At 42.4% G+C, this 20622-nt stretch carries 18 protein-coding genes; 17 read left to right on the top strand and 1 reads right to left on the bottom strand.

Annotated elements, in window-relative coordinates; translation table 11 throughout:
• Positions 1-243 precede the first annotated feature (243 nt).
• From B0B05_RS04345 to B0B05_RS04275, 14 genes are all read left to right on the top strand, one after another.
• Complete coding sequence (locus B0B05_RS04345; protein WP_076782328.1) at positions 244-717, top strand: regulatory protein RecX; 474 nt, start codon at positions 244-246, stop codon at positions 715-717.
• Positions 718-2502: 1785 nt separating this feature from the next.
• Entirely contained in the window at positions 2503-3192 is a 690-nt protein-coding gene (locus B0B05_RS04335) for a porin family protein (RefSeq protein WP_076782266.1), read from the top strand.
• 26 nt (positions 3193-3218) lie between these two features.
• Positions 3219-4010, top strand: a complete 792-nt coding sequence (locus B0B05_RS04330; RefSeq protein WP_076782265.1) for a polysaccharide biosynthesis/export family protein — start codon at positions 3219-3221, stop codon at positions 4008-4010.
• Positions 4011-4014: 4 nt separating this feature from the next.
• The gene (locus tag B0B05_RS04325) at positions 4015-6327 is read left to right on the top strand and encodes a GumC family protein (protein WP_076782264.1); all 2313 of its coding nucleotides are present in this window, start codon (positions 4015-4017) and stop codon (positions 6325-6327) included.
• Positions 6328-7839 (top strand): MATE family efflux transporter, encoded by a 1512-nt coding sequence (locus B0B05_RS04320; protein WP_076782263.1) that lies wholly within the window; start codon positions 6328-6330, stop codon positions 7837-7839.
• Entirely contained in the window at positions 7839-8993 is a 1155-nt protein-coding gene (locus tag B0B05_RS04315) for a glycosyltransferase family 4 protein (protein ID WP_076782262.1), read from the top strand. The genes B0B05_RS04320 and B0B05_RS04315 overlap by 1 nt, the downstream gene beginning before the upstream one ends.
• Positions 8983-9978, top strand: coding sequence for an acyltransferase family protein (locus tag B0B05_RS04310; RefSeq protein ID WP_076782261.1), 996 nt, complete (start codon positions 8983-8985; stop codon positions 9976-9978). The genes B0B05_RS04315 and B0B05_RS04310 overlap by 11 nt, the downstream gene beginning before the upstream one ends.
• Before the next feature lies 1 nt (position 9979).
• Complete coding sequence (locus B0B05_RS04305) at positions 9980-11341, top strand: glycosyltransferase family protein (protein ID WP_076782260.1); 1362 nt, start codon at positions 9980-9982, stop codon at positions 11339-11341.
• Positions 11338-12231, top strand: coding sequence for a glycosyltransferase family 2 protein (locus B0B05_RS04300; RefSeq protein WP_076782259.1), 894 nt, complete (start codon positions 11338-11340; stop codon positions 12229-12231). Before B0B05_RS04305 ends, B0B05_RS04300 begins: the two co-directional genes overlap by 4 nt.
• Complete coding sequence (locus B0B05_RS04295; RefSeq protein WP_076782258.1) at positions 12221-13336, top strand: glycosyltransferase family 4 protein; 1116 nt, start codon at positions 12221-12223, stop codon at positions 13334-13336. Before B0B05_RS04300 ends, B0B05_RS04295 begins: the two co-directional genes overlap by 11 nt.
• A complete protein-coding gene (locus B0B05_RS04290; RefSeq protein WP_076782257.1) occupies positions 13333-14421 on the top strand; it encodes an EpsG family protein in 1089 nt (362 codons plus the stop codon). Before B0B05_RS04295 ends, B0B05_RS04290 begins: the two co-directional genes overlap by 4 nt.
• Entirely contained in the window at positions 14421-15299 is an 879-nt protein-coding gene (locus B0B05_RS04285; protein ID WP_084173880.1) for a glycosyltransferase family A protein, read from the top strand. The genes B0B05_RS04290 and B0B05_RS04285 overlap by 1 nt, the downstream gene beginning before the upstream one ends.
• On the top strand, positions 15296-16396 hold the full coding sequence (locus B0B05_RS04280) for a glycosyltransferase (RefSeq protein WP_076782256.1): 1101 nt from the start codon (positions 15296-15298) through the stop codon (positions 16394-16396). Before B0B05_RS04285 ends, B0B05_RS04280 begins: the two co-directional genes overlap by 4 nt.
• 66 nt (positions 16397-16462) lie before the next feature.
• Positions 16463-17581: a glycosyltransferase family 4 protein gene (locus tag B0B05_RS04275; RefSeq protein WP_076782255.1), complete on the top strand. Its 1119-nt coding sequence runs from the start codon at positions 16463-16465 to the stop codon at positions 17579-17581.
• Positions 17582-17674: 93 nt separating this feature from the next.
• Here B0B05_RS04275 and B0B05_RS04270 read toward each other — a convergent pair whose 3' ends face one another.
• Positions 17675-18154: a hypothetical protein gene (locus tag B0B05_RS04270; RefSeq protein WP_076782254.1), complete on the bottom strand. Its 480-nt coding sequence runs from the start codon at positions 18152-18154 to the stop codon at positions 17675-17677.
• 751 nt (positions 18155-18905) lie between these two features.
• On the opposite strand from B0B05_RS04270, the gene B0B05_RS04265 reads away from it, so the two are divergent.
• The 3 genes from B0B05_RS04265 to B0B05_RS04255 are packed head-to-tail and all read left to right on the top strand — an operon-like array spanning position 18906 to position 20300.
• A complete protein-coding gene (locus B0B05_RS04265) occupies positions 18906-19664 on the top strand; it encodes a hypothetical protein (RefSeq protein WP_076782253.1) in 759 nt (252 codons plus the stop codon).
• Position 19665: 1 nt separating this feature from the next.
• Complete coding sequence (locus tag B0B05_RS04260; RefSeq protein WP_076782252.1) at positions 19666-20070, top strand: DUF5675 family protein; 405 nt, start codon at positions 19666-19668, stop codon at positions 20068-20070.
• The gene (locus tag B0B05_RS04255) at positions 20067-20300 is read left to right on the top strand and encodes a cation:proton antiporter family protein (protein ID WP_076782251.1); all 234 of its coding nucleotides are present in this window, start codon (positions 20067-20069) and stop codon (positions 20298-20300) included. The genes B0B05_RS04260 and B0B05_RS04255 overlap by 4 nt, the downstream gene beginning before the upstream one ends.
• The last annotated feature ends 322 nt before the right edge of the window (positions 20301-20622 follow it).

Genomic DNA, 20622 nt, shown 5'->3' with positions numbered 1-20622 from the left:
GTAGTTGGATAGTGTGGGTAGTTGGATAGTGAGAGAGTTTGAGAGTTTTTGGTTCAATGTTCAAGTAAGGGGCTTCGAGAGCCTCAGCCTGACAGTGTAGGAGGGTTGAGGAATGGAGTAGTATGGTAGTGGAGAGTGTCAGCATGGCAGCGTGGGAGCGTGGGTGCTTGGTGTGGATGATGGAAGATAAATAGTTTGATAGTTGGGGCGGTTTTTATAATTTAGCCTCCTCAATGATCTATGATGCCCGGCGATAAGAAACTTTTCAGTTTTAGCGAAATCAAACAGAAACTGGTCAACTACTGTGTTTACCAGGACCGGTGCCACAGCGAGGTGGAGCAGAAGATGCGCGAGTTTGTGCTGATCCCGGAAGCACGTGAAGAGATCCTGCTCTACCTGATGCAGGAGAATTACCTGAATGAGGAACGCTTTACCCGCAGCTATATCCGCGGGAAATTCTATATCAAACACTGGGGCCGCCAGAAAATTACCTCCGGCCTGAAACTGAAAGGCATTACCGAAAAGCTGATCCGCCAGTGCATGGATGAGATCCATCCCGAAGATTATTATGCCCAGCTTGCCAAAATGTATGAGGCCTATTATTTTCAGCTCAGAGGTATGAAAGACTACCAAAAAGGTGTGAAGACGACACGTCATCTGATGTCCAAAGGCTATGAATACGAGGCGATCCTTGCCGTGCGGGAAACCCGAGAGTGAGTGGGAGAGTGGGAGAGTTCAAAGTTCAAGTTCAAAGTTCAGAGTTCAGAGTTCAATGTTCAGCGTTTGAGGTTCAATGATGGGTGATGGGTGATGGATGATGGAAGATGGATGATGGATGATGGGAGAGCGTCAGTCTGACAGTGTGTTCAGAGCCTAGGGTTCAGAGTTCAGCGTTTGAGGTTCAATGATGGATGATGGATGATGGATGATGGATGATGGATGATGGGTGATGGGTGATGATGACTGGTTCCAATTTTTGGAGGCTGGTGAGCGCTCCGCTACTTTTTTTTCTTTGTGTTTTTCTTAATTTTTACGGGAAAAATTATGGATTTGATAACGGTGTGCTTGTTTTCAATCCATGAACTATCCATGGCTTTGGTATGGCTTTACTATGGCTTTGCTATGAATGGACTATCCTTAAAGAATGCCCTGCGTTTTTGCTAAAATTGAAAATTCCAGGTTTAATCGGAGTTTTATAATGATGTCGGGTGTGCGGCTGTTGCGATAGAGCGCTACAGATGCCGTTTTTGGGTGGCTGTGGGGTTGTGGTTTTTTTGAGGATTTGATAACGGTTGTTGGATGATGGATGATGGGGGTGGTTTTCAGAGTTCAGGGTTCAATGTTTAGAGTGTAAGGTTGAGAGTTGGGAGTTGATAGTTGATAGTTGAGGTTTCAGGATTCAGAGTTCAGAGTTCAATGTTCAGAGTTCAATGTTTAGAGTGTAGGTTGAGAGTTGAGAGTTGAGAGTTGAGAGTTGGGAGTTGGGTTGATGGGCTTCGAGAGCCTCAGCCTGACAGCGTAAGAGAGTTGAGGGTTCAGAGTTCAGAGTTCAGGGTTCAGGGTTCAGGGTTCAGGGTTCAGAGTTCAAGGTTCAGAGTTTTGGGTTTAAGGTTGAGAGTTGGGGTGATGGGCTTCGAGAGCCTCAGCCTGACAGAGGTGGGGAGTGGGAGGGTTGTTTGGAGTGGAAGAGTGGTTTAGAGTTGGAGGGTTGGAGAGTTGTTTAGGGTTCAGGGGTGATGGGCTTCGAGAGCCTCAGTCTGACAGTGTGTTCAGAGCCTAGGGTTCAGAGTTCAGCGTTTGAGGTTCAATGATGGGTGATGGATGATGGGTGATGGTGATGGGTGATGGTGATGGGTGATGGTGATGGATGATGGCTTGTCGATACACCTCCCTGCGGTCGGCACTCGAAGTGACGGGGGCAGAGTTCAAGGTTCAAGGTTCAAGGTTCAGAGTTGAGGGTTGGGGTGACGGGCTTCGAGAGCCTCAGCCTGACAGCGTGGGAGAGTTGAGGGTTCAGGGTTCAGAATTCAAGGTTCAGAGTTTTGGGTTTAAGGTTGAGAGTTGGGGTGATGGGCTTCGAGAGCCTCAGCCTGACAGAGGTGGGGAGTGGGAGGGTTGTTTGGAGTGGAAGAGTGGTTTAGAGTTGGAGGGTTGGAGAGTTGTTTAGGGTTCAGGGGTGATGGGCTTCGAGAGCCTCAGCCTGACAGCGTGTAAGCATGGGTGTTGGCTTCTCGATACACCGCGCTTCGGTCGGCACTCGAAGTGGCGGGGGCAGAGTTCAATGTTCAAGGTTCAGGGTTCAAGGTTCAAGGTTCAGAGTTTTGGGTTTAAGACTGAGAGTTTAGGTGATGGGCTTTGAGAGCCTCAGCCTGACAGAGTTAGGGCGTGGGGTTTTTGGGGGTAATGTTAACATCATTTAATCGTCAAACTAATGTGAGGGGTTAAAAAAAATTAATTATTAATAAAAAATTCCTAATTTCGTGGCTGTATTAATTGTTCTACATGAAAAAGCTATTGGTTTTATTTTCGGTTGTGCTGCTGGGGTTTGCCCAAGGGCAGTCTGTTAAGTACGGGTTGACGGGAAGCGTACATAAGGGTTCTATCGCAGGTGTTCATGGTGTTGGTAAACCGGCGTGGGGTGGCAGCCTTGGGGTTTTTGCTGATATTGCACTCGTGCCCAATGATATCTATGATTCTGCCTGGCTTTATTTTACGCCACAGCTGGAGGTCACTACCATCGGGGAAAAAGGCGATTGGGATGAGGATAAAAGCAATTATCAAAAGTACAGCAATGTGTATGTTGGTGTACCGCTCTATCTCAAATATTTCCTTAGAAACCATGGCTATAAGGGTGATATCTATCTGATGTTTGGCCCCAAGTTCGAATTTTTGGTGTCCGAAAAAACCGATGAAGGCACAGCGGTAAAGGATGCAACAGCAGCTGGCTATGACCCTGACATTTTTGGATTGGGGCAGCGTACTGAGAAGTTTGGTTACGGCGTTTCTGCCAAGGTGGGAGTGAAAGTAAACGAGAAGCTGGAAGTGTTTCTCCGCTTTGACCGTGGCCTTTCCAAAGTATACCCGGATTATAAAGCCTACAATACAATACGTACAATAGATTCCTGGCTTTGGGCGTTAGTTACTATATCGGAGAGACCAACTAATATTAAAAGACCTGAATTACTGTGTTAAGCCAGACAGCTTACGCAGCGCCCACTATGAAAGTATTTATTTATCTATGTGTTGTATTTTGCCTGGCGGCCTCGTGCCAGCCTAAGCAGAATATGATCTATATGAGCAACCACCACTTTGAGGATGAAGTGAGCCAGGCCCGGTACACGGGACTGCGGATCAAATCCGCCGACGTCCTCGAAATTAAAGTGTCGGCTTTTGATGACATCGCTGTGAAGCCTTTTAACCTCAGCACGGTGACGTCCACTAACAGTGTGTCCGGGAGTGATGACGGTAATGGTTCCAGCGGATCCTCACAACTGATGGTCTCCAGTGAAGGTTATATCACGATGCCTGTTTTGGGGCGTGTGTACTGCCTTGGGATGACCCGGCAGGAACTGGAGCAGGACCTGGAGGAGCGGTTGAAGCCTTACCTGACCGATCCGCGTGTGGATGTGAAGCTGACCAATTTTAATATCAGTGTATTGGGCGATGTGGTCAGCCCGGGACAAAAAACCAGCCCCAATGAACGCCTCAACCTGTTCCAGGCGCTGGCCCTGGCCGGGGATATGACCCCCTTAGGCGACCGCACGCAGGTGAAACTGGTGCGTTACTCAGAACAGAGCCAAAAAGATACCGTGGTGAACCTGGACCTGTCCGATGCCGGCATTGTTAACTCGCCTTATTACTATCTTCAGCAAAATGATATCCTGTATGTGCAGCCTGATAAAAACGCCCAGATTATGGCTAATGCCAACAATCCTAACCGTACACTGTTTTTCCAGATCGCAGCTGCTCTTTTAGCCTTAGGAACCATCATTATTGCAATTACCAAATAGCCCAATGGAATTATTAGATCAGTTTCCTTCCAAAAATAAACAGGTTAACCTCAAACGGGAAATCCTCCGATATCTCCGAAAATGGCCCTGGTTTTTGCTGAGTATCCTCCTGTTTTATGTCTCTGCAAGATTATATCTGCGCTACGCGCAGCCCCAGTACCTCAGCAAGACGTCACTCATGCTGTCGAAAAATAATTCAAAAAACAATGCGCCGTTAACGGATCTCAAAAGCCTGGGCGTGGGCGTGAGTGATGATAAAGAACTGGAAGGCGAAACAGTAGTTATTGTTTCCAAACCTATCCTGGCACAAGTTGTATCTAACCTGGGGCTTAATGTCAGTTATTATAGTCTTGGGAATATCAAGGAAACGGAAATGTATCAGGGCCCTCTAAAAGCGGTCATCACTTCCGTAAAAAATAAAGGGAATTTTTTGACCCAGTTTTGTATTGTTGCCCCTGATGGAAACAACAGGCTGAAAATCATTGAAGGAGAAGGCGCGGGACAGGTCATACAACCTGGGCACAGCAGCAATTTCTCCTTTGGGACCGTGTTGTGGAATTTTAACCCGGGTAGCGTTACAGCACCTATTAAGGTAGTTTTCCGTAGTGTGGGCAATACTGTCAGCTGGCTCGAAAATTCGGTTAACGTTTCTATCCCTGAAGATAAAGGTTACCTGATGGAGCTTTCTATGGTCGGTACAGTGCCGGAACAGTCCGAAGGTATCCTGAACGAAATTACAAGGCAGTATAATATTGACGGGGTCAAGGATAAAAATGCCGAGGCCGAAAATACCCAGAATTTTATCAATGAACGCCTGGAGATTATCAGCCATGACCTGTCGGGGATTGAGAATGAAAAAGAACAATTTAAAAGGACCAACCGCATCGCAGACCTTACGGCCCAGGCTAACCTCACGCTGGGCAATATCAACAGCAATACCCAATCTTACCTTGAAGGCATTACCAAGCTGAATCTGGTGCAGTCTATCTATGATATGAGCAACCGGGAGCAGCTGCTTCCCACCAATATGGGGCTGTCACCGACTACGGAAAACTATATCGGGCAGTATAACACCCTGCTGATGACCCGAAACAGGGTCCTGAAGCAGGCGACACCCAAGAACCCCTCTGTTATCCAGCTCAATCTGGATATCGAGGATGCCCGTACGGTATTGCGCAAGAACCTGGCAGAAAGCAAAGAGGCATTGCAAACGCAGATTTCGCAGGTGAAACAACAGATGAATGAGGATAACGATCAAATCAGAAAGTATCCTACCCAGGAAAAAATATTCAGGAATATCGACCGCCAACAGCAGCTCAAAGAACAAATTTACCTCTACCTTTTGCAAAAAAGGGAAGAAAATGCCATTACCCTGGCCTTTACCGTCCCCAAAGGGAAAGTCGTTAACCCGGCTTATACCCTGGAGCAGGTTCGCCCCAATGTAAAGCAGGTGACAATGGGATCCTTAGCTGTTGGGTTTTTACTTCCTCTGTTGGTGTTTTTTACCCTATTCACCCTGGATACCAAAATCCGCTCGCGGCAGCAACTGCTTTCCCAGGCTTCTGATATCCCCATCCTGGGAGAGATCCCGGTTGATAATGACGGTGCCATCGTTAAGGATCATGATTTTTCTATTTTTGCAGAATCCTTCAGAATCCTGACGTCCAATCTCAAGTACCTGCTGAAAGCCAAACACGGTAGCGGCCAAGGGACTATCCTGGTTACTTCTTCTATCAAAGGCGAGGGGAAAACGACCGTCTCCATTAATATGGCCCTTACATTATCCGGTAAAAATAAGGTAATAATTTTGGGCGCTGATATCAGGAACCCACAGCTGCGCCGCTTTATGCAGGACCGCAATGTCGGGATCACTGATTATCTGGTATCTGACGACCAGAACCCTGAGAAGTACATCTACAATTCGCAGCTTCACCCCAACCTGGATGTGATGTTCAGTGGGGCTATTGCCCCCAATCCCAATGATCTGCTGGATATGGATAAATTTGATACCATGGTTGCCTGGCTCAAGAGCCGCTATGATTATGTTGTGATTGATTCTGCGCCGGTGATGCTGGTGAGTGATACCCTGAACCTTCTGGATGTTTCCGATATATTGCTCTATGTCGTTAAGGCCGGCTATACTGATAAAGAAATGCTGGACTATGCCAAGGAGTTCCGTGCCGGAAACCAGGTCGATAATATGGCCTTCGTACTGAATGCCGTGCAGCCCGGCCACTCCAGGTATGGCAGCAAATATGCCTATGGTTATCATGCCCAGCCCTCTGTCAAGCAACGGTTTTTTAAAAAGACCCTCTAGATGTCCAGTAACAGAACGATCGCTAAAAATACGCTGTTCCTGTATTTCAGGATGATCCTTCTTCTTGTTATCGGGTTATACACTTCCCGCTTGGTTTTACAGACTTTAGGGGTTTCAGATTATGGGCTTTACAGCGTTGTGGGCGGCGTTGTGGCGATGATGGGTTTTATGCACTCTACCTTATCAGGGGCAACCACACGATTCCTGAATGTGGAAATGGCTCAGGGTACAGAAGAAAGCAAAAGAAAAATATTTTCCACATCTGTTTTTATTCATTTGGGGCTTTGTGTCGTATTACTCATTCTTGGAGAAACTGTAGGACTTTGGTTTGTCATGCATAAGCTTAATATACCCGAAGGACGTTATGTTGCAACCATGGTGGTTTATCAGCTTTCAATAGTATCTGTGCTTTTCACGGTTATGCAAATCCCGTATGATGCTGCTATTATTGCCCATGAAAAAATGAATATCTACGCCTATCTTTCCCTTTTTGATGCATCAGGAAAACTACTGATTGTTTTTCTAATACAGGTTTTACCCTGGGACCGGCTGATGATGTATGCCTTACTTACTCTACTCATCAGTATTATAAGCCGGATAGCTGCACAAATATATTGCAGGAGAAAATTTTCGGAAACTACTTTTTCGTATTGTTTTGATAAAAAGATGTTTCAGGAGATTATGGGATTTTTTGGATGGGATCTTTTTGGGAATTTTGCGTTGATGACGAAGAATGAAGGAAATAATATTCTACAGAATCTTTTTTTTGGAACCGTGGTTAATGCAGCAGTAGGATTGGCAACCATGGTGAACCAGACCATTACTAATTTTGTTTCAAATTTTACGTTATCATTTAAACCTCAGATTATACAGTCGTATATAAAAGGTGATCTGAATCGTACTTTTTTTCTAATGAATAATGGGATTCGTTATTCTTTTTTTCTTATTTTACTTATTATTGTTCCCGTGTTCGTGGAGACCGATTTTTTTCTAAGTTTATGGCTTCATAGTGTGCCTACTTATGTTTCCGGATTTGTCAAGTTACTGCTCATTGTTTCTGTAATATCGGTACAAAATCCTTTAATGTTGTATGTTATACAGGCAACTGGAAAAATAAAAATGATGAGTATTATCAATGCTATGCTTTTTATTATAAGTTTTCCTGTTTGCTATATATTTTTCAAAAATGGATATTCTCCTTATTATCAATATTATATTAATATATTTATTTTTATAGGAATAGCCATTTCTACTGTATTTGTATTGAAGATGAATGTAGGACAATTTAGTATATTGGATTTTATCAAGAATGTTTTGAGCAGAAATTTAGCTATCTTAATGGTCTCTGCAGGGTTAGTTTTTATATTTCGTTATTATATATCAGCTAATTCCCTTGCTATTATCATTGCGTCAGAGATTATTGTACTTAGTTCTGTATTGCTAATTGGTATATCCGCTTCAGAAAGGAAATGGCTATTGGCCCAAATACAGACTAAAATTTTAAAAAAATAATGCATATCGCTTTTCTTTCAACAGAATATCCACATGCTACATTACCTCCGGCTGGTGGTATAGGCAGTTTTGTCAAAAGTATGGCTTATGCTTTGACGGCGAAACAACATCTTGTGACAGTCTTTCTTATCGGCAATCAACTGGATGATAAAATATGGAATGATGGAGCTGTTAAGATTATACAAATAGGAACTCCTGAAAAAAATAAATTCTCTTTCTTGTTTAACCGTCTGAAGATTGCCCATGTCATTAAGCAAAATGTACTTTCATTGCAAATTGATTTGCTTGAGTGTCCGGACTGGGAAGGGTGGCATGCGTTTGTAAAGGTAAAAATTCCTATTGTTACCAGAATCCACGGTTCTGTTAGCTATTTTAACCATTTAGAAAATAAGCAACGATCGCGAATGATGTATTTTTTAGAAAAACGTGCTTTGATGCGATCGGATGCCATCATTGCTGTGAGTAATTTTGCGGGCCAACTCACTGAACAACTTTTCCGTACAGGGAAATCTTATAAGGTAATTTATAATGGGGTGGACATGCAAAAGTTTAAACCGGTAACGCCAGTACAGCAGGAGGGTAGTGAAGGAACAATTCTTTATTTTGGTTCGCTCATGCGAAAAAAAGGATGTCTGGAAATTCCATTTATCTTTAATGAAGTTGTTGCACAGCGACCCAATAGCCGTCTAGTTCTTGCCGGAAAAGATACCATCGATCATCTTAGCGGTCTGTCTGTATGGGAAATGATGCAAAAAGAGTTTTCGCCCGAGGCTTTATCAAAAGTACATTACACTGGCACCGTACCCTATCAGGAAATGCAGCAACTAATTGCCGGAAGTGAGGTCTGTATTTTTCCTTCTTATGCTGAAACTTTTGGATTGACAACAATAGAATCTATGGCAATGGAGAAGGCCGTTGTTGTTTCAGATTTACCTTGGAATAGAGAAATAGTGGAAAACAATATTTCTGGTTTTCTTGTAAATCCTTCAAATCACCGAGAATATTCAGAAAAAATTACAACACTGCTAAATTATCCAGAGTTAAAAAGAGAAATGGGTAAGAATGCCCGTCTGTTGGTTGATGATTTTTTTGATCAAAAAAAGATAATTCATACTAATATTGAGATGTATAAATCATTCATCAATGAGAATTAAAGAACTTGATGTTTTCAGAGGTTTTGCCGCATTAGCTGTGGTATTGTATCATTATACAACTATGTATAATAAAATGTGTAACGTATCAAGCTCCTGGGAATTACCATATGGATGGTTAGGTGTCCCCGTATTTTTTATTCTTTCCGGTTTTGTCATTTACCTTACTGTGGATAAAAGTAAAAGTGCGATCGATTTTCTTAAAAAGAGATTCATACGACTATACCCGACGTATTGGTTATGCCTATTGATTACTCTGTGTATAGAATATTTCAGCGGTATGTTTTTAGCAGATTTAACGTGGAAAGATATCTTGATGAACTTTACCATGTTTCAGCAGTTTTTCAATCTTAGGCATGTTGACGGAGCATACTGGTCATTGCTTCCCGAATTGTTATTCTACGGATTAATGGCCTTCTTAATGAAAATCAAAAAAGTTAGGTCCTATTATCTGTATAATGCAATTCTCTTGATTATAGGAATAATTCATTTGGTATTTCCGTTGCCCATTATCGGGAAAATCCTTTCTATCCATTATATTTTGTTATTTATGATTGGTATTGCCTTTTACAGAATCTACAATAAGATGAATACCAAATGGGATTATGTCTTTATAATTTTTAATTATATTGTAGGGACTAAGTTGTATTTTAATGCGCAGGAGCATCATTCTATAAGTAATGTATTTTCCTATTTTTCTCTTGCACTTATCATTTGTCTGTATTACTTATTTGTTAAAGGGTGTTTTTCTTTTCTGGCAAAGTTTAGGGTTTTAATATTTTTTGGTAATATTTCGTATGCATTATATCTTATTCACCAGAATATTGGCTACATCATTATTAATAATTTGGAAGATTTCACTGGTAGAAATATGGCCATGTTTATAGCACTTGGTATCTCTGTCATCCTTGCAAGTTTGATTACTTTTCAGGTGGAGCCCAGGATAAAACCAATAGTTAAAAAGCTACTCTACAATAATAACAATTAGAATGACTGCCAATAAAAATATACTTATCATCACACCTTTTTTTGCACCAGAAACCCATGCTGCCGTATTCAGGGCTCACAAACTTGTGAAGTATTTGAAAAGAGAAGGTTGGAATCCTATTGTTCTTACTGTGGATAGTAATTATGTATATAATGAAGATCCCAATCTCTTAAAAGAACTGGAAGGTGTGCCTATTTATCGGGCAAGATATATAGAGCCAACGCTTAGAGGGTTAAAAATGGTACTTACAGGAAAAGACCTTACTTATAAAACATTGAAAGAGCAAGGCTTTTTTAACAGAGTATCTAGTCCTGCCAACCAGCAAAGTCAAAATATCGCTTCTAAAAATCAAGAAAGTCTATTTACAAAATTTTATAATTATCTCCTCAACTATCATCTCAATAGTCCAGACCGCTATTGGACCTGGAGGCATAATGCAATAAAGAAAGGGAGAGAACTTATAAAGAAGTACGACATAAAACTGATTTTCACTACTATGCCGGTCTTCACAACGGGGGAAATAGGATTACAGCTTAAAAAAGAATTTGATCTTAAATGGGTCGCAGATTTCCGGGATCCTCTTACGACCGTTTTACGAAATCATTCTGATATAGAAAGCGTCTTTATCAAACAACGCAGGATCTGTCACAAGGTATTTTCTGCAGCCGATATCGTGTCGACGGCATCCTATGCCCATAACCTGATCATCCACGATATTTTTAAAGGAAAAGATTTTGGTAAAGTAAAATTTATACCTACCGGACTTGACACCGATTATGTCAGAAACTTATCAAATAACAAAAAAGGATCAGGTTTCTATTTTGTTTATTCGGGAGAATATCTTGTAGAAAATGGCATTTATTTTTTTAAGCTTTTTAAGTCTATCGTGGATGAGCATGAGGATTTAAAACACTGGAGAATAAAAATAGTGGGTAATAAAACCATAAACATGGCTATACTTATTGATGACATTACCCGTCTCAGCCTGAATCATTATGTCGAATTTGTAGATCATGTACCACAAAATGAACTCTACCAAATTTTAAATGAAGCTAAGGCAGCTTTGTTGATTTCGGAAGGGCGGTGGTGGTGCTCCTTTGCAAAAATGGTAGATTATATCGCTCTTAAAATTCCGGTAATTGCACAAGTGCCAGCTTTAAGCGAAGCTAAACTACAACTTTCCAAAGCTGGTCTTGGGAATTTTATAGAAGGAGAAGACTTTGAAAAAGATAAAAATATGCTGCATTCGTTTATGTGCCAAACAGATGTAGTAGATCGTGCGAATCATGTGTTTTGTGATAGATATCTGGTAAAGCATCAGGTTATGTCATTTATTAAAATTTTTGAATCTTTGCAGTTATGACAGGTATTTCTGTAATTATCCCAACACTTAACAGGACGGATTTTCTGATCCCCACCCTGCATGATATCCTGCGGCAACAGGTTAATCAGCCCTATGAGATTATTGTTGTAGACCAGTCACAAGACAAGGATCAGCAGGTCATCACACTTGCAGATCGGCATCCGTTGTTACATTATTATCACATTGATTTTTTCCGAGGCCTGCCCGAAGCCAGAAACTATGGTGCACAAAAAGCTCAATATGATGTCCTGGTTTATGTCGATGACGATATAGAATGTAAGCCCGATTTTTTGCAACAGCACTGGGATACCTATGTTAAGCGTCCGGACATCGCAGTTGTTGCTGGAGGTATTACAGAAAAATTTAAAAATAATACGGATGGCAAAATTGGGCAATTTGTCAATAAAACCGCAACACCCTTAAGAAGTTTCCATAAAGAAGGCTTTTTTGAAGTGGATCATGCAGGGGGTGGGAATTTTTCTATCAGAAAAGACTTTTTTTTTAAGGTGAACGGAATGGACGAAAACCTGACTCAGGGTGCCGCCCTTTATGAAGAAACAGATCTTTGCCTGAGGGTAAAAGGAGCAGGAGGCAAGGTATGGTTTAATTCTGCTGCCCATGTTTTCCATCTGGCTGCTGATATAGGTGGCTGCAGGGTTTCCGATATTAAGAAGTACATCTATAATCTGGTGCGTAACCGATCTCTGATTATCTCAAGACATCTGAAGGGATTTGACAAAATTACCGCAAAGGCAGAACTTTTCCGCCTTGTTTTAGCATATGCTATATCATATAAAAAACCGGCATTAATTAAGAGCTTTTTTACAGCTAGTAAAGAAGGTGAACAAACAGGAATGAAACCTATAAAAATGACGGTGTATGAGAGATAGAACACTTCTTATATTCTCCTATGATTTCCCACCCAATGATGGTGGTGTCGCCCGGCTGTGTGCAGAAATTGCTGACGGAATGAAGCTTTATTATAATAATGTCATAGTTCTTACACATAAAAAAGATAAAGGGGAACTGCTGTATAATTACAAAAGCATAAAGGTTGTTGAAATCGATGCCCCGCGTGGCCAACTGGAGTGGCAGCTGCTTAAATATCTTCGGCAGTGGGATAATAAAGCGCAAACCGACATTCTCTGTGGGCTTTTCCATCCCGAGGCCACAATTGCCTGGCTGGCAGGCTTTCGTAACGTATTTATTTTAGGCCATGGTACAGAATTTTTATCCGGCCATTCTTGGTTTCGGAAAAAGTTCTGGTTGCCCGTCTATACCCGATGGATTTTAAAACAATCCCAAGCTGTTATTGCCAATTCACACTACACTGCCAGGCTAATCAAAGAGGTTAGTCCCAAAGCGTCTATTAAAGTTTTGCCTTTGGGTGTGAACCCTGATTTTTTCCGCCCCAGTGCTTCGAAGAAGAATGACGGGAACCTCTATCTGGTGACAGTTTCCCGAATTTTGCAATTTAAAGGTTACGATTTTGTGGCAAAGGTTATTGCAGGCCTACCGCAGCATTACCGCAGTAAAATCCGGTGGACAATCGGTGGCAAAGGAGATTATCTTGAAGAACTTCAGCTTCTTGTCCGAAAGCTTGGGATTGAACAGCAAGTTAATTTTTGTGGATTTGTACCGGATGAAGATCTACCCATGGTGTATAGTTCAGCTGATGTTTTCATTATGCCCACGCGGGAACAAGAAGGTGATACCAGCGTAGAAGGCTTTGGCCTTGTATTGCTGGAAGCGCAGGCTTGCGGCACCCCTGCCATAGGTGCCAGAACCGGAGGCATCCCTGATGCGGTGATTCCGGGACAGGGCGGCTGGCTGATAAACCAGGACAATACAGAAGAGCTATCTGCGCTACTGCAGTTATTGATCGATCAGCCGGCATCTGTTACGGCACAAGCCCTGGCGGGGAGAAAAAGAGTAGAAAAAACTGCCAATTGGAGCTATTATTGTAGCCAGCTTAAAAATATCTTCAACAGATGATTCCTATAGAGCATTATATTCTACTCTATTATGTGGGTTTGGCATTGCTTGTTTTTGTTGCTGCATTACAGTTGTCTGTTTATAAAAATGGGGACATGATCCCTAATACGGTTTTGCATACGTTAGAAGTTCTTTTTCTAGGGTTTGTGATCCTTTATATCGGCACAAGGGACCCTTACGCCAGTTCCAAATATCTTGGGGATACAGGGGCTTATACCAGAACTTTTAACAAAATATTATCAACAGATCTGTCAGGTTCTAAAGATGTTGGTTTTTATCTGTTTATGAAACTGATGCATCCATTTGGAATTAAAGTATTTTATTTGGTTAGTGCTGCCCTTTATGTGCTGTTGCCTTACCTAACTTTTAAAAAATGGTTTGGGCGTTATGCCATTATCGCATCTATTGTGACGATTGTCTCGATGTCTTTTTTTGCTTTTGGAATCAATACTATGCGGAATGGCCTGGCTGTCGCTATTTTTCTTTTCGGCCTTGGGTTTTTCCGTAGCAGTAAGATTATGTTTATTGGTTTGCTTTGGCTGTCCACTGTTTTTCATAGCTCAATGTTTTTACCAATAACAGCCCTTCTTTTTACTTATTTTTTGCGAAATTCAAAAATATTAATAGGAATATGGTTATTAACCGCTGTTGTGGCTTTCTTTTTTGGAGATGCAATTGAACGAAACTTAACTGCTTTATTTAAAACTTTTGACTTAGCAGATAACAGAGCTGAAAATCTTTTTACCGATGAGTTTAAAGCCATTATTACTCGTCGCTACCGGTTGGATTTTGTCCTTTACAGTGCTGTCCCAATTATATTGGGAGCTTATTATCAATACAAAAAAAACTACAAAGACCCATTTTATCTCTGGATTTATAATACCTATATTATTGCCAATACTTATTGGCTCCTGATGATTTATGCGGCTTTCACAGACCGAACGGCTTATCTCTCCTGGATGCTGATGCCTACCGTTCTCGTTTATCCGATTCTGAAGAAGCGTATTTTTGTCAATCAATACCAATATCTGGCGGGCCTAATCCTAATAAGTTTTATCTTTACGCTGATTATTGCTTTCAAATAATGGATCACTTACTTATCACCATCTTTACGCCTACTTATAACCGTGCCATTTTACTGCCACGTCTTTATGCAAGCCTGAAAAACCAGAGCATCCAGAATTTTGAGTGGGTGGTTGTGGATGACGGCTCTTCGGACAGTACAGAAGAAGTAGTTAAAGGATTTGAAGCAGAGAACCGGATCCCTATCCAATACATCAAAAAAGACAATGAGGGAAAACATTTAGCTATTAATAAGGGCGTGAAACTGGCGCAAGGCGACCTTTTTTTTATTGTAGACAGTGATGATTATCTTACGCCCAATGCTACACAACTAATAGCAAACTATTACCCTAAGATCAAACACCGTGATGACTTTGCGGGTATGTCTTTTCGGCGAGGTATCAGTGCTACAGAATATATAGGGACTAATAGAACTTTTGACGATATAGAGGCCACTGCTTTGGATTTCAGATTTAAGCATCGGATCGATGGGGATATGGCGGAGGTTTTTAAAACTTCGCTTCTAAAGCTCTACCCGTTTCCTAAGATAGCCAATGAAAAATTCTGTTCGGAAGGTTTGGTTTGGAACAGAATCGCTCTAAAATATAAACTGTTATGGACTTCGAATATTATTTATATTGGTGAATATCTTGCAGACGGATTAACGGATAGTAGTATCAGGGTCAGACAACAATCACCCCAATATGCTATACTTGGTTACAGTGAATTATCTAAAATGCCAATACCTTTTTTGCAAAAAGTAAAAGCGGTCGTCAATTACTGGCGTTTTGCGCACTTTTCAGCCTTGCCATTCCGTGACAAATGGCGTAGCGTGAACCCTTTTCTATCATTGGTAGCCATGCCGTTGAGTTTTATTTTCAGAATCAAAGATCCAAAATGAAAGTTCTCCAAATTATTAATTCATTAGGCACTGGCGGTGCCGAAAAACTTCTGCTAGACAGTATCCCGCTTTACCGAAAAGCCGGCGTAGAAATGGATTTGCTCGTCTTTTGGGATCATGATTTACCATTTCTTAAAGAACTGGAAAGACAACACTGTTGTAAAATCTATGTTCTTTCCAAATCCAACAATTTTAGGTCTATTTACAATCCTATGCATATCCTGCGCATGCGCAGGATTATGCAGCAGTATGATATTGCCCATGTTCATCTTTTCCCGGCACAGTATTATGCCGTTTTTGCCAATTTGCTCAATGGTTTCCTTAACAAACGTAAAATTCCATTAATTTTTACGGAACACAGTACATCGAACCGTCGGATTGTAAATAAAAAATACCAATGGATCGAAAAACTTATTTACAAACATTATAACTGTCAGATTTGTATCTCTGAAAACGTAAAAAAGGTTTATGAAAACTATTTAGGTAAAGATTTTAGACAAGAAGTTATCAGGAATGGAATTGATGTAAAACGATATCAATACGCGCTGCCATCTGATAAAATTAAAAAAGAGGCCGACGATTTTTTATTAATTCAGGTCTCAGGTTTCCGGGAAATGAAAGATCAGGCGACGCTTATACGATCCCTTTCATTTTTGCCTCAGCATATTAAGTTATTACTCGCCGGAGATGGTCCATTGCGTGCACGGAATGAAGATCTTGTAAAGGCTTTAAGTTTAGAAAGCCGCGTACAGTTTTTAGGCAACAGGAGCGATATTCAAGCTTTGTTAAAAAGTGCAGATGTAGTAGTGCTTTCCTCCAAATATGAAGGTTTTGGATTGGCCATTGTAGAAGGAATGGCGGCTGGTAGGCCAGTGGTTGCAACAGATGTAGGTGGATTGCGAGAAATAGTTAATGGTTACGGCCAGCTCTTTCCTCAAGGCTGTGCCCAAGCCTTGGCTGAACAGGTTTTAAAACTTTATGAAAACCAAGGTTATTATAATGAAATTGCTGAGCGATGTCTTAAACGTGCTCAAGAATATGATATAGGCCAAATGGTTGAGCAGTATATTGTTATATATCGAAAGATTTTTGAATAAGCATTGTACATCAATTCAATAAATTGATAAATATAAATGGAAATAGTTTGGATATAATTAGATAGAATGAAGATATTAATATTACTTAATAATATTGATCATACTGGTTTGACAATCAACACGGTAGATTTATGTGAAGCTTTTGTAAAAAAAGGGCATACTGTACATTTATTATTAGGATATAATCCTAGTATTGTTTCAAATCATTTACAGGCGCTATGTAAAAGATTTTATGATTCTGGGGCTGTTATACATCAATATGACAGCGACTTTTCAGGGAATATTTTTCAAAAAATATTTAAAAAATTAAAAGCCATTGCTTTTTTATTAATCTCCGTTATGAGGTTGAAGCCAGACGTTATACACTCAGAATCACCTTATCTTTCTTTTATACCATGGCTGCTTGGGAAAAAATTTGTTTCGACTCTACATGTTAATGATTTAGTAAGACGCTTTGAATATAAGAATGCTACGAGGCTTATAGCTATAAGTGAAGAAACTAAGCGGTACGCAATAGCAAAATTTGGATATAAAGAATCACAAATAGATTTAGTTTATCATGGAGTTCCAAAAAGATTTTCTAATCCACTCCCTACAATTGATATTTCTAATTATAAAAAAAAATTTAATATACCCAATAGTAAAATAATAGTAGGCTTAGTAGCAAGTATAGAAAAACGCAAAGGCCATGACATACTAATAAAAGCTGTTGAACAATTACCAGAAGAAACAAGAAATAGAATTGTTGTATTTTTTCTCGGATCCTATAAGTCTGGTCCATATAATTGGTTAGAAAATTTGATTGAAAATTCCTTAATAAAGAAAAATATTGTTTGGGAACAATACCAAGATCCAAAACCATATTATGATATATTTGATATATTCGTCTTACCGTCTCGTTTAGAGGGTTTTGGATTGGTTGTGATTGAAGCTATGCTTGCCAATTGCTGTGTAATCAGAAGTAATACAGAAGGTGCCAATGATCAGATAGAACATAGAGCTACTGGTTTTATTTTTGAAAATGAAGATATTTTTGAGTTATCTAATATTATCTCAGAAGTTGTACTGAATGATACTCTTAGAAAAAGTATTGCTCAAAGAGGAAGAGAATATGCTCTTAAGAATTTCACTAGTGATATAATGGCAGAAAATACAATTAAAGTTTATAAAAAAGTTTTAAGATAGTAAAGATTTTATATTCAATTTGTCTAGTCCACAAGTCTTTTTTTACCCAAGCTTTTAACTACCAGAACTAGCTAAATAAATTAGGATTAAAGTTTACCTGTTCATAAAAAACCGCAACAGCATCGGTACATATAGTACGAGGATAACAATGGCCGTAGTGCGGTGGCGAAGCCTGCTGTGGATGTAGAGGCCTGCAGCCAGCAGGGCGCCTTCGTCCGGCGTCCCTGTGGAGGAGCCGATGGCAGTGCCGTCGGCATTTTTTATTTCCCAACGGGTGTTCAGCCCATTGCTGTACTGCCAGCGGTAGGCCTTGCCGTGAAGGTTGACCGTCGCCCTGTTTCCCCCTATATTATAACGAATGTAGCCTATCTTATTACCCTGCTGATCGATGATCAGAGGTTGCTGTAACCACCATTTTGCCGGACCTATGGTATAAGTCATGCTGCCGGTGAATGCTTCCATCATCGCTGAAAAGAAATTCCTTTTTTTTAAATAGCCGACGGGCTGATTGCTTCTGTATAGTGTGTAATTGCCTGTCCAGGCATTTTGTTTCCAGGTGTAATCGGTGGTCATGGTCTTGGTTTTTGTAGTGCAAAGATAGGGGTTTTTGGGAAGGGTTTTATAAAGGATGGAAGCTGGATGAGGGGTGAGGGGTTGGAGGGTAGTATAGAGAGAGGAAAAGAATCAAGAAAAAAGGAACAAGAATCAAGAATCAAGAGAAAAGATGAGGGGTGCTGGGAGGATGGAAGCTGGATGCTGGGTGATGGGTGATGGGTTGGAGGTAGTATAGAGAGAGGAAAAGAATCAAGAAAAAAGATGAGAGTTGCTGGGAGGATGGAAGCTGGATGATGGGAGTTCAGGGTTTTGGATGATGGATGATGGGTGTTGGAAGCTGGGTGATGGAAGCTGGGTGATGGGATGCTTCGGTGGGTTTGAGAGTGGGGGAGTGGGAGAGGGATGCTTCGACTCCGCTCAGCATGACAACAGAGATGCTTCGAGAGCCTCAGCATGACAGTGGATGATAGATGGAAACAATCAAGAAAAAAGGAAAAAGAATCAAGAGAAAAGATGAGGGGTGCTGGGAGGATGGAAGCTGGATGATGGGAGTTCAGGGTTTTGGATGATGGATGATGGGTGTTGGAAGCTGGATGATGGGTGATGGGGTAATGGGCGGCGGGGAGGGTGTTTTTCGGCAAAATGGGATGTGGACGGCGATGGGGCATGGTAGTGTATCGGTGTTTTTGGAGTTTTGTCCTGTGATCACAACGGGTTTTCACGGGTGTGCCTTAAACACCTGATTTCTAATTTTTAAAATTTAGCTATCATGGCAAGACAAAAAAGTATTATTAAATTACACGGTACCCTGGGTGATATCACCTTCTACCGTTCGAAAGACGGGTATATGGCCCGCGAAAGAGGGGGCATCTCCGCCTCCCGTATCAACAGCGACCCTAAATTCCAGAGGACGCGTGAAAACATGGCAGAATTTGGCCGCGCCGGTAAGGCGGGCAAGCTGCTGCGCAACAGCATCCAGTCGCTGCTGCGGACCTCAGCGGATCCCCGCATGGTGAGCCGCCTGACGCAGCAGTTTGTGAAGGTGATCCAGGAGGATGGCGTCAACCCCCGGGGCCTGAGGAATGTGATTGATGGCGAAGCGGAACTGCTGCAAGGTTTCGAGTTCAACAACCAAAGTAAGCTGAGCACCACCATTGTGGCGCCCATGACCTACAGCATTGACCGCAGCACCGGCCAAGCCACCGTGGCTCTGGACCCCTATGTGCCAACGGACAGCATTATTGCGCCCACCGGCAGCACGCACTACCAACTGGTATCAGCGGCGATGGATATAGACTTTGAGGTGGTGAGCTACACCACCGATCACGCTGAAACGGCGATCCTCCCACTGGATCCGGTGTCCACCACGGCATCCCAGCTGAGCAACAGCCTGCCGGCGGGATCTGCCCACCCTATGTTCCTGATCTTTGGCGTGAACTTCTACCAAGAGGTGAACAGCCAGTTCTATGAGCTTAAAAATGGCTCTTACAATACGCTGCAAATCGTTAAAGTCTCCGGAACACCATAGTATGGAAGTGCTACTGATCCGCCGCTACGCTCCCCAGGGGACGAACGGCGAGCTGCTGATCCACGGAGCGCGCGTGTGCTACACGATCGAGCTGCCCTGGCGCCAGAATGTGCGCCGCATCTCCTGCATCCCGGAAGGGTGCTATGCCCTGCGGCTGCGCTACAGCGCGCGCTATGGGGAACACCTGGAGGTGACGGGCGTGCCTGGCCGCTCGGCCATCCTGATCCACGCAGCGAATGATGCCCTGAAAGAACTGCAGGGCTGCATCGCACCGGTCACCGAACTGACGGGTGCTGGAAAGGGCCAGGCGTCGCGCCAAGCCCTGGAACGACTGAAAGCGCATGTGTGCCCCCTGCTGAAACAGGGGACACCTGTCTGTCTCACCATTAAAACCCCATCATCATGAAATCTACGCCTCTGATGCGCCGGCTACAATCGCCGACACCCCGGTTTTTTAAAAGGCTGCGCAACTATGGCCTGCTGCTGACGGCGATCTCCGCCGTACTCACCACAGCGCCCATCGCCCTGCCAGCGATCCTGATCAAGATCGCGGGCTACGCAGCTGTTGCAGGCGGCATTGCCAGCGCCGTCTGCCAGGCGACCACTGCGGATTCGCAGCCGGGTGATGAGCGCTGAGCCGCCTGTAAGGCTGAGCACCGTGTCGGGTGTTGTGCTGACACTGGTGCTGCAGTTCCATCAGGATGAACTGGTGAAGACCGTATTGCTGGCAGGTCTTGGCGGTGCCTCGAGTTTTGTGTGCACCTGCGCCGTGAAGTATGTTATCCGGCTTATTGCTAAAAAGCTGAAGTGAAGCGAGCCTCCTGTAAAGGGGGCTTTTTTTGTGGAGGATGGAGGATGGGTGTTGGAGAGTTGGAGAGTGGATGAATGGATGAGAGGATGAGAGGATGCTTCGACTCCGCTCAGCATGACAGCGTGGGACGGTTCAGAGGTCAGGGTT

The organism is Epilithonimonas bovis DSM 19482 (assembly GCF_900108115.1).
GTDB classification, from domain to species: Bacteria; Bacteroidota; Bacteroidia; order Flavobacteriales; family Weeksellaceae; genus Epilithonimonas; species Epilithonimonas bovis.
This window is presented reverse-complemented; position numbering and strand designations above follow the sequence as displayed.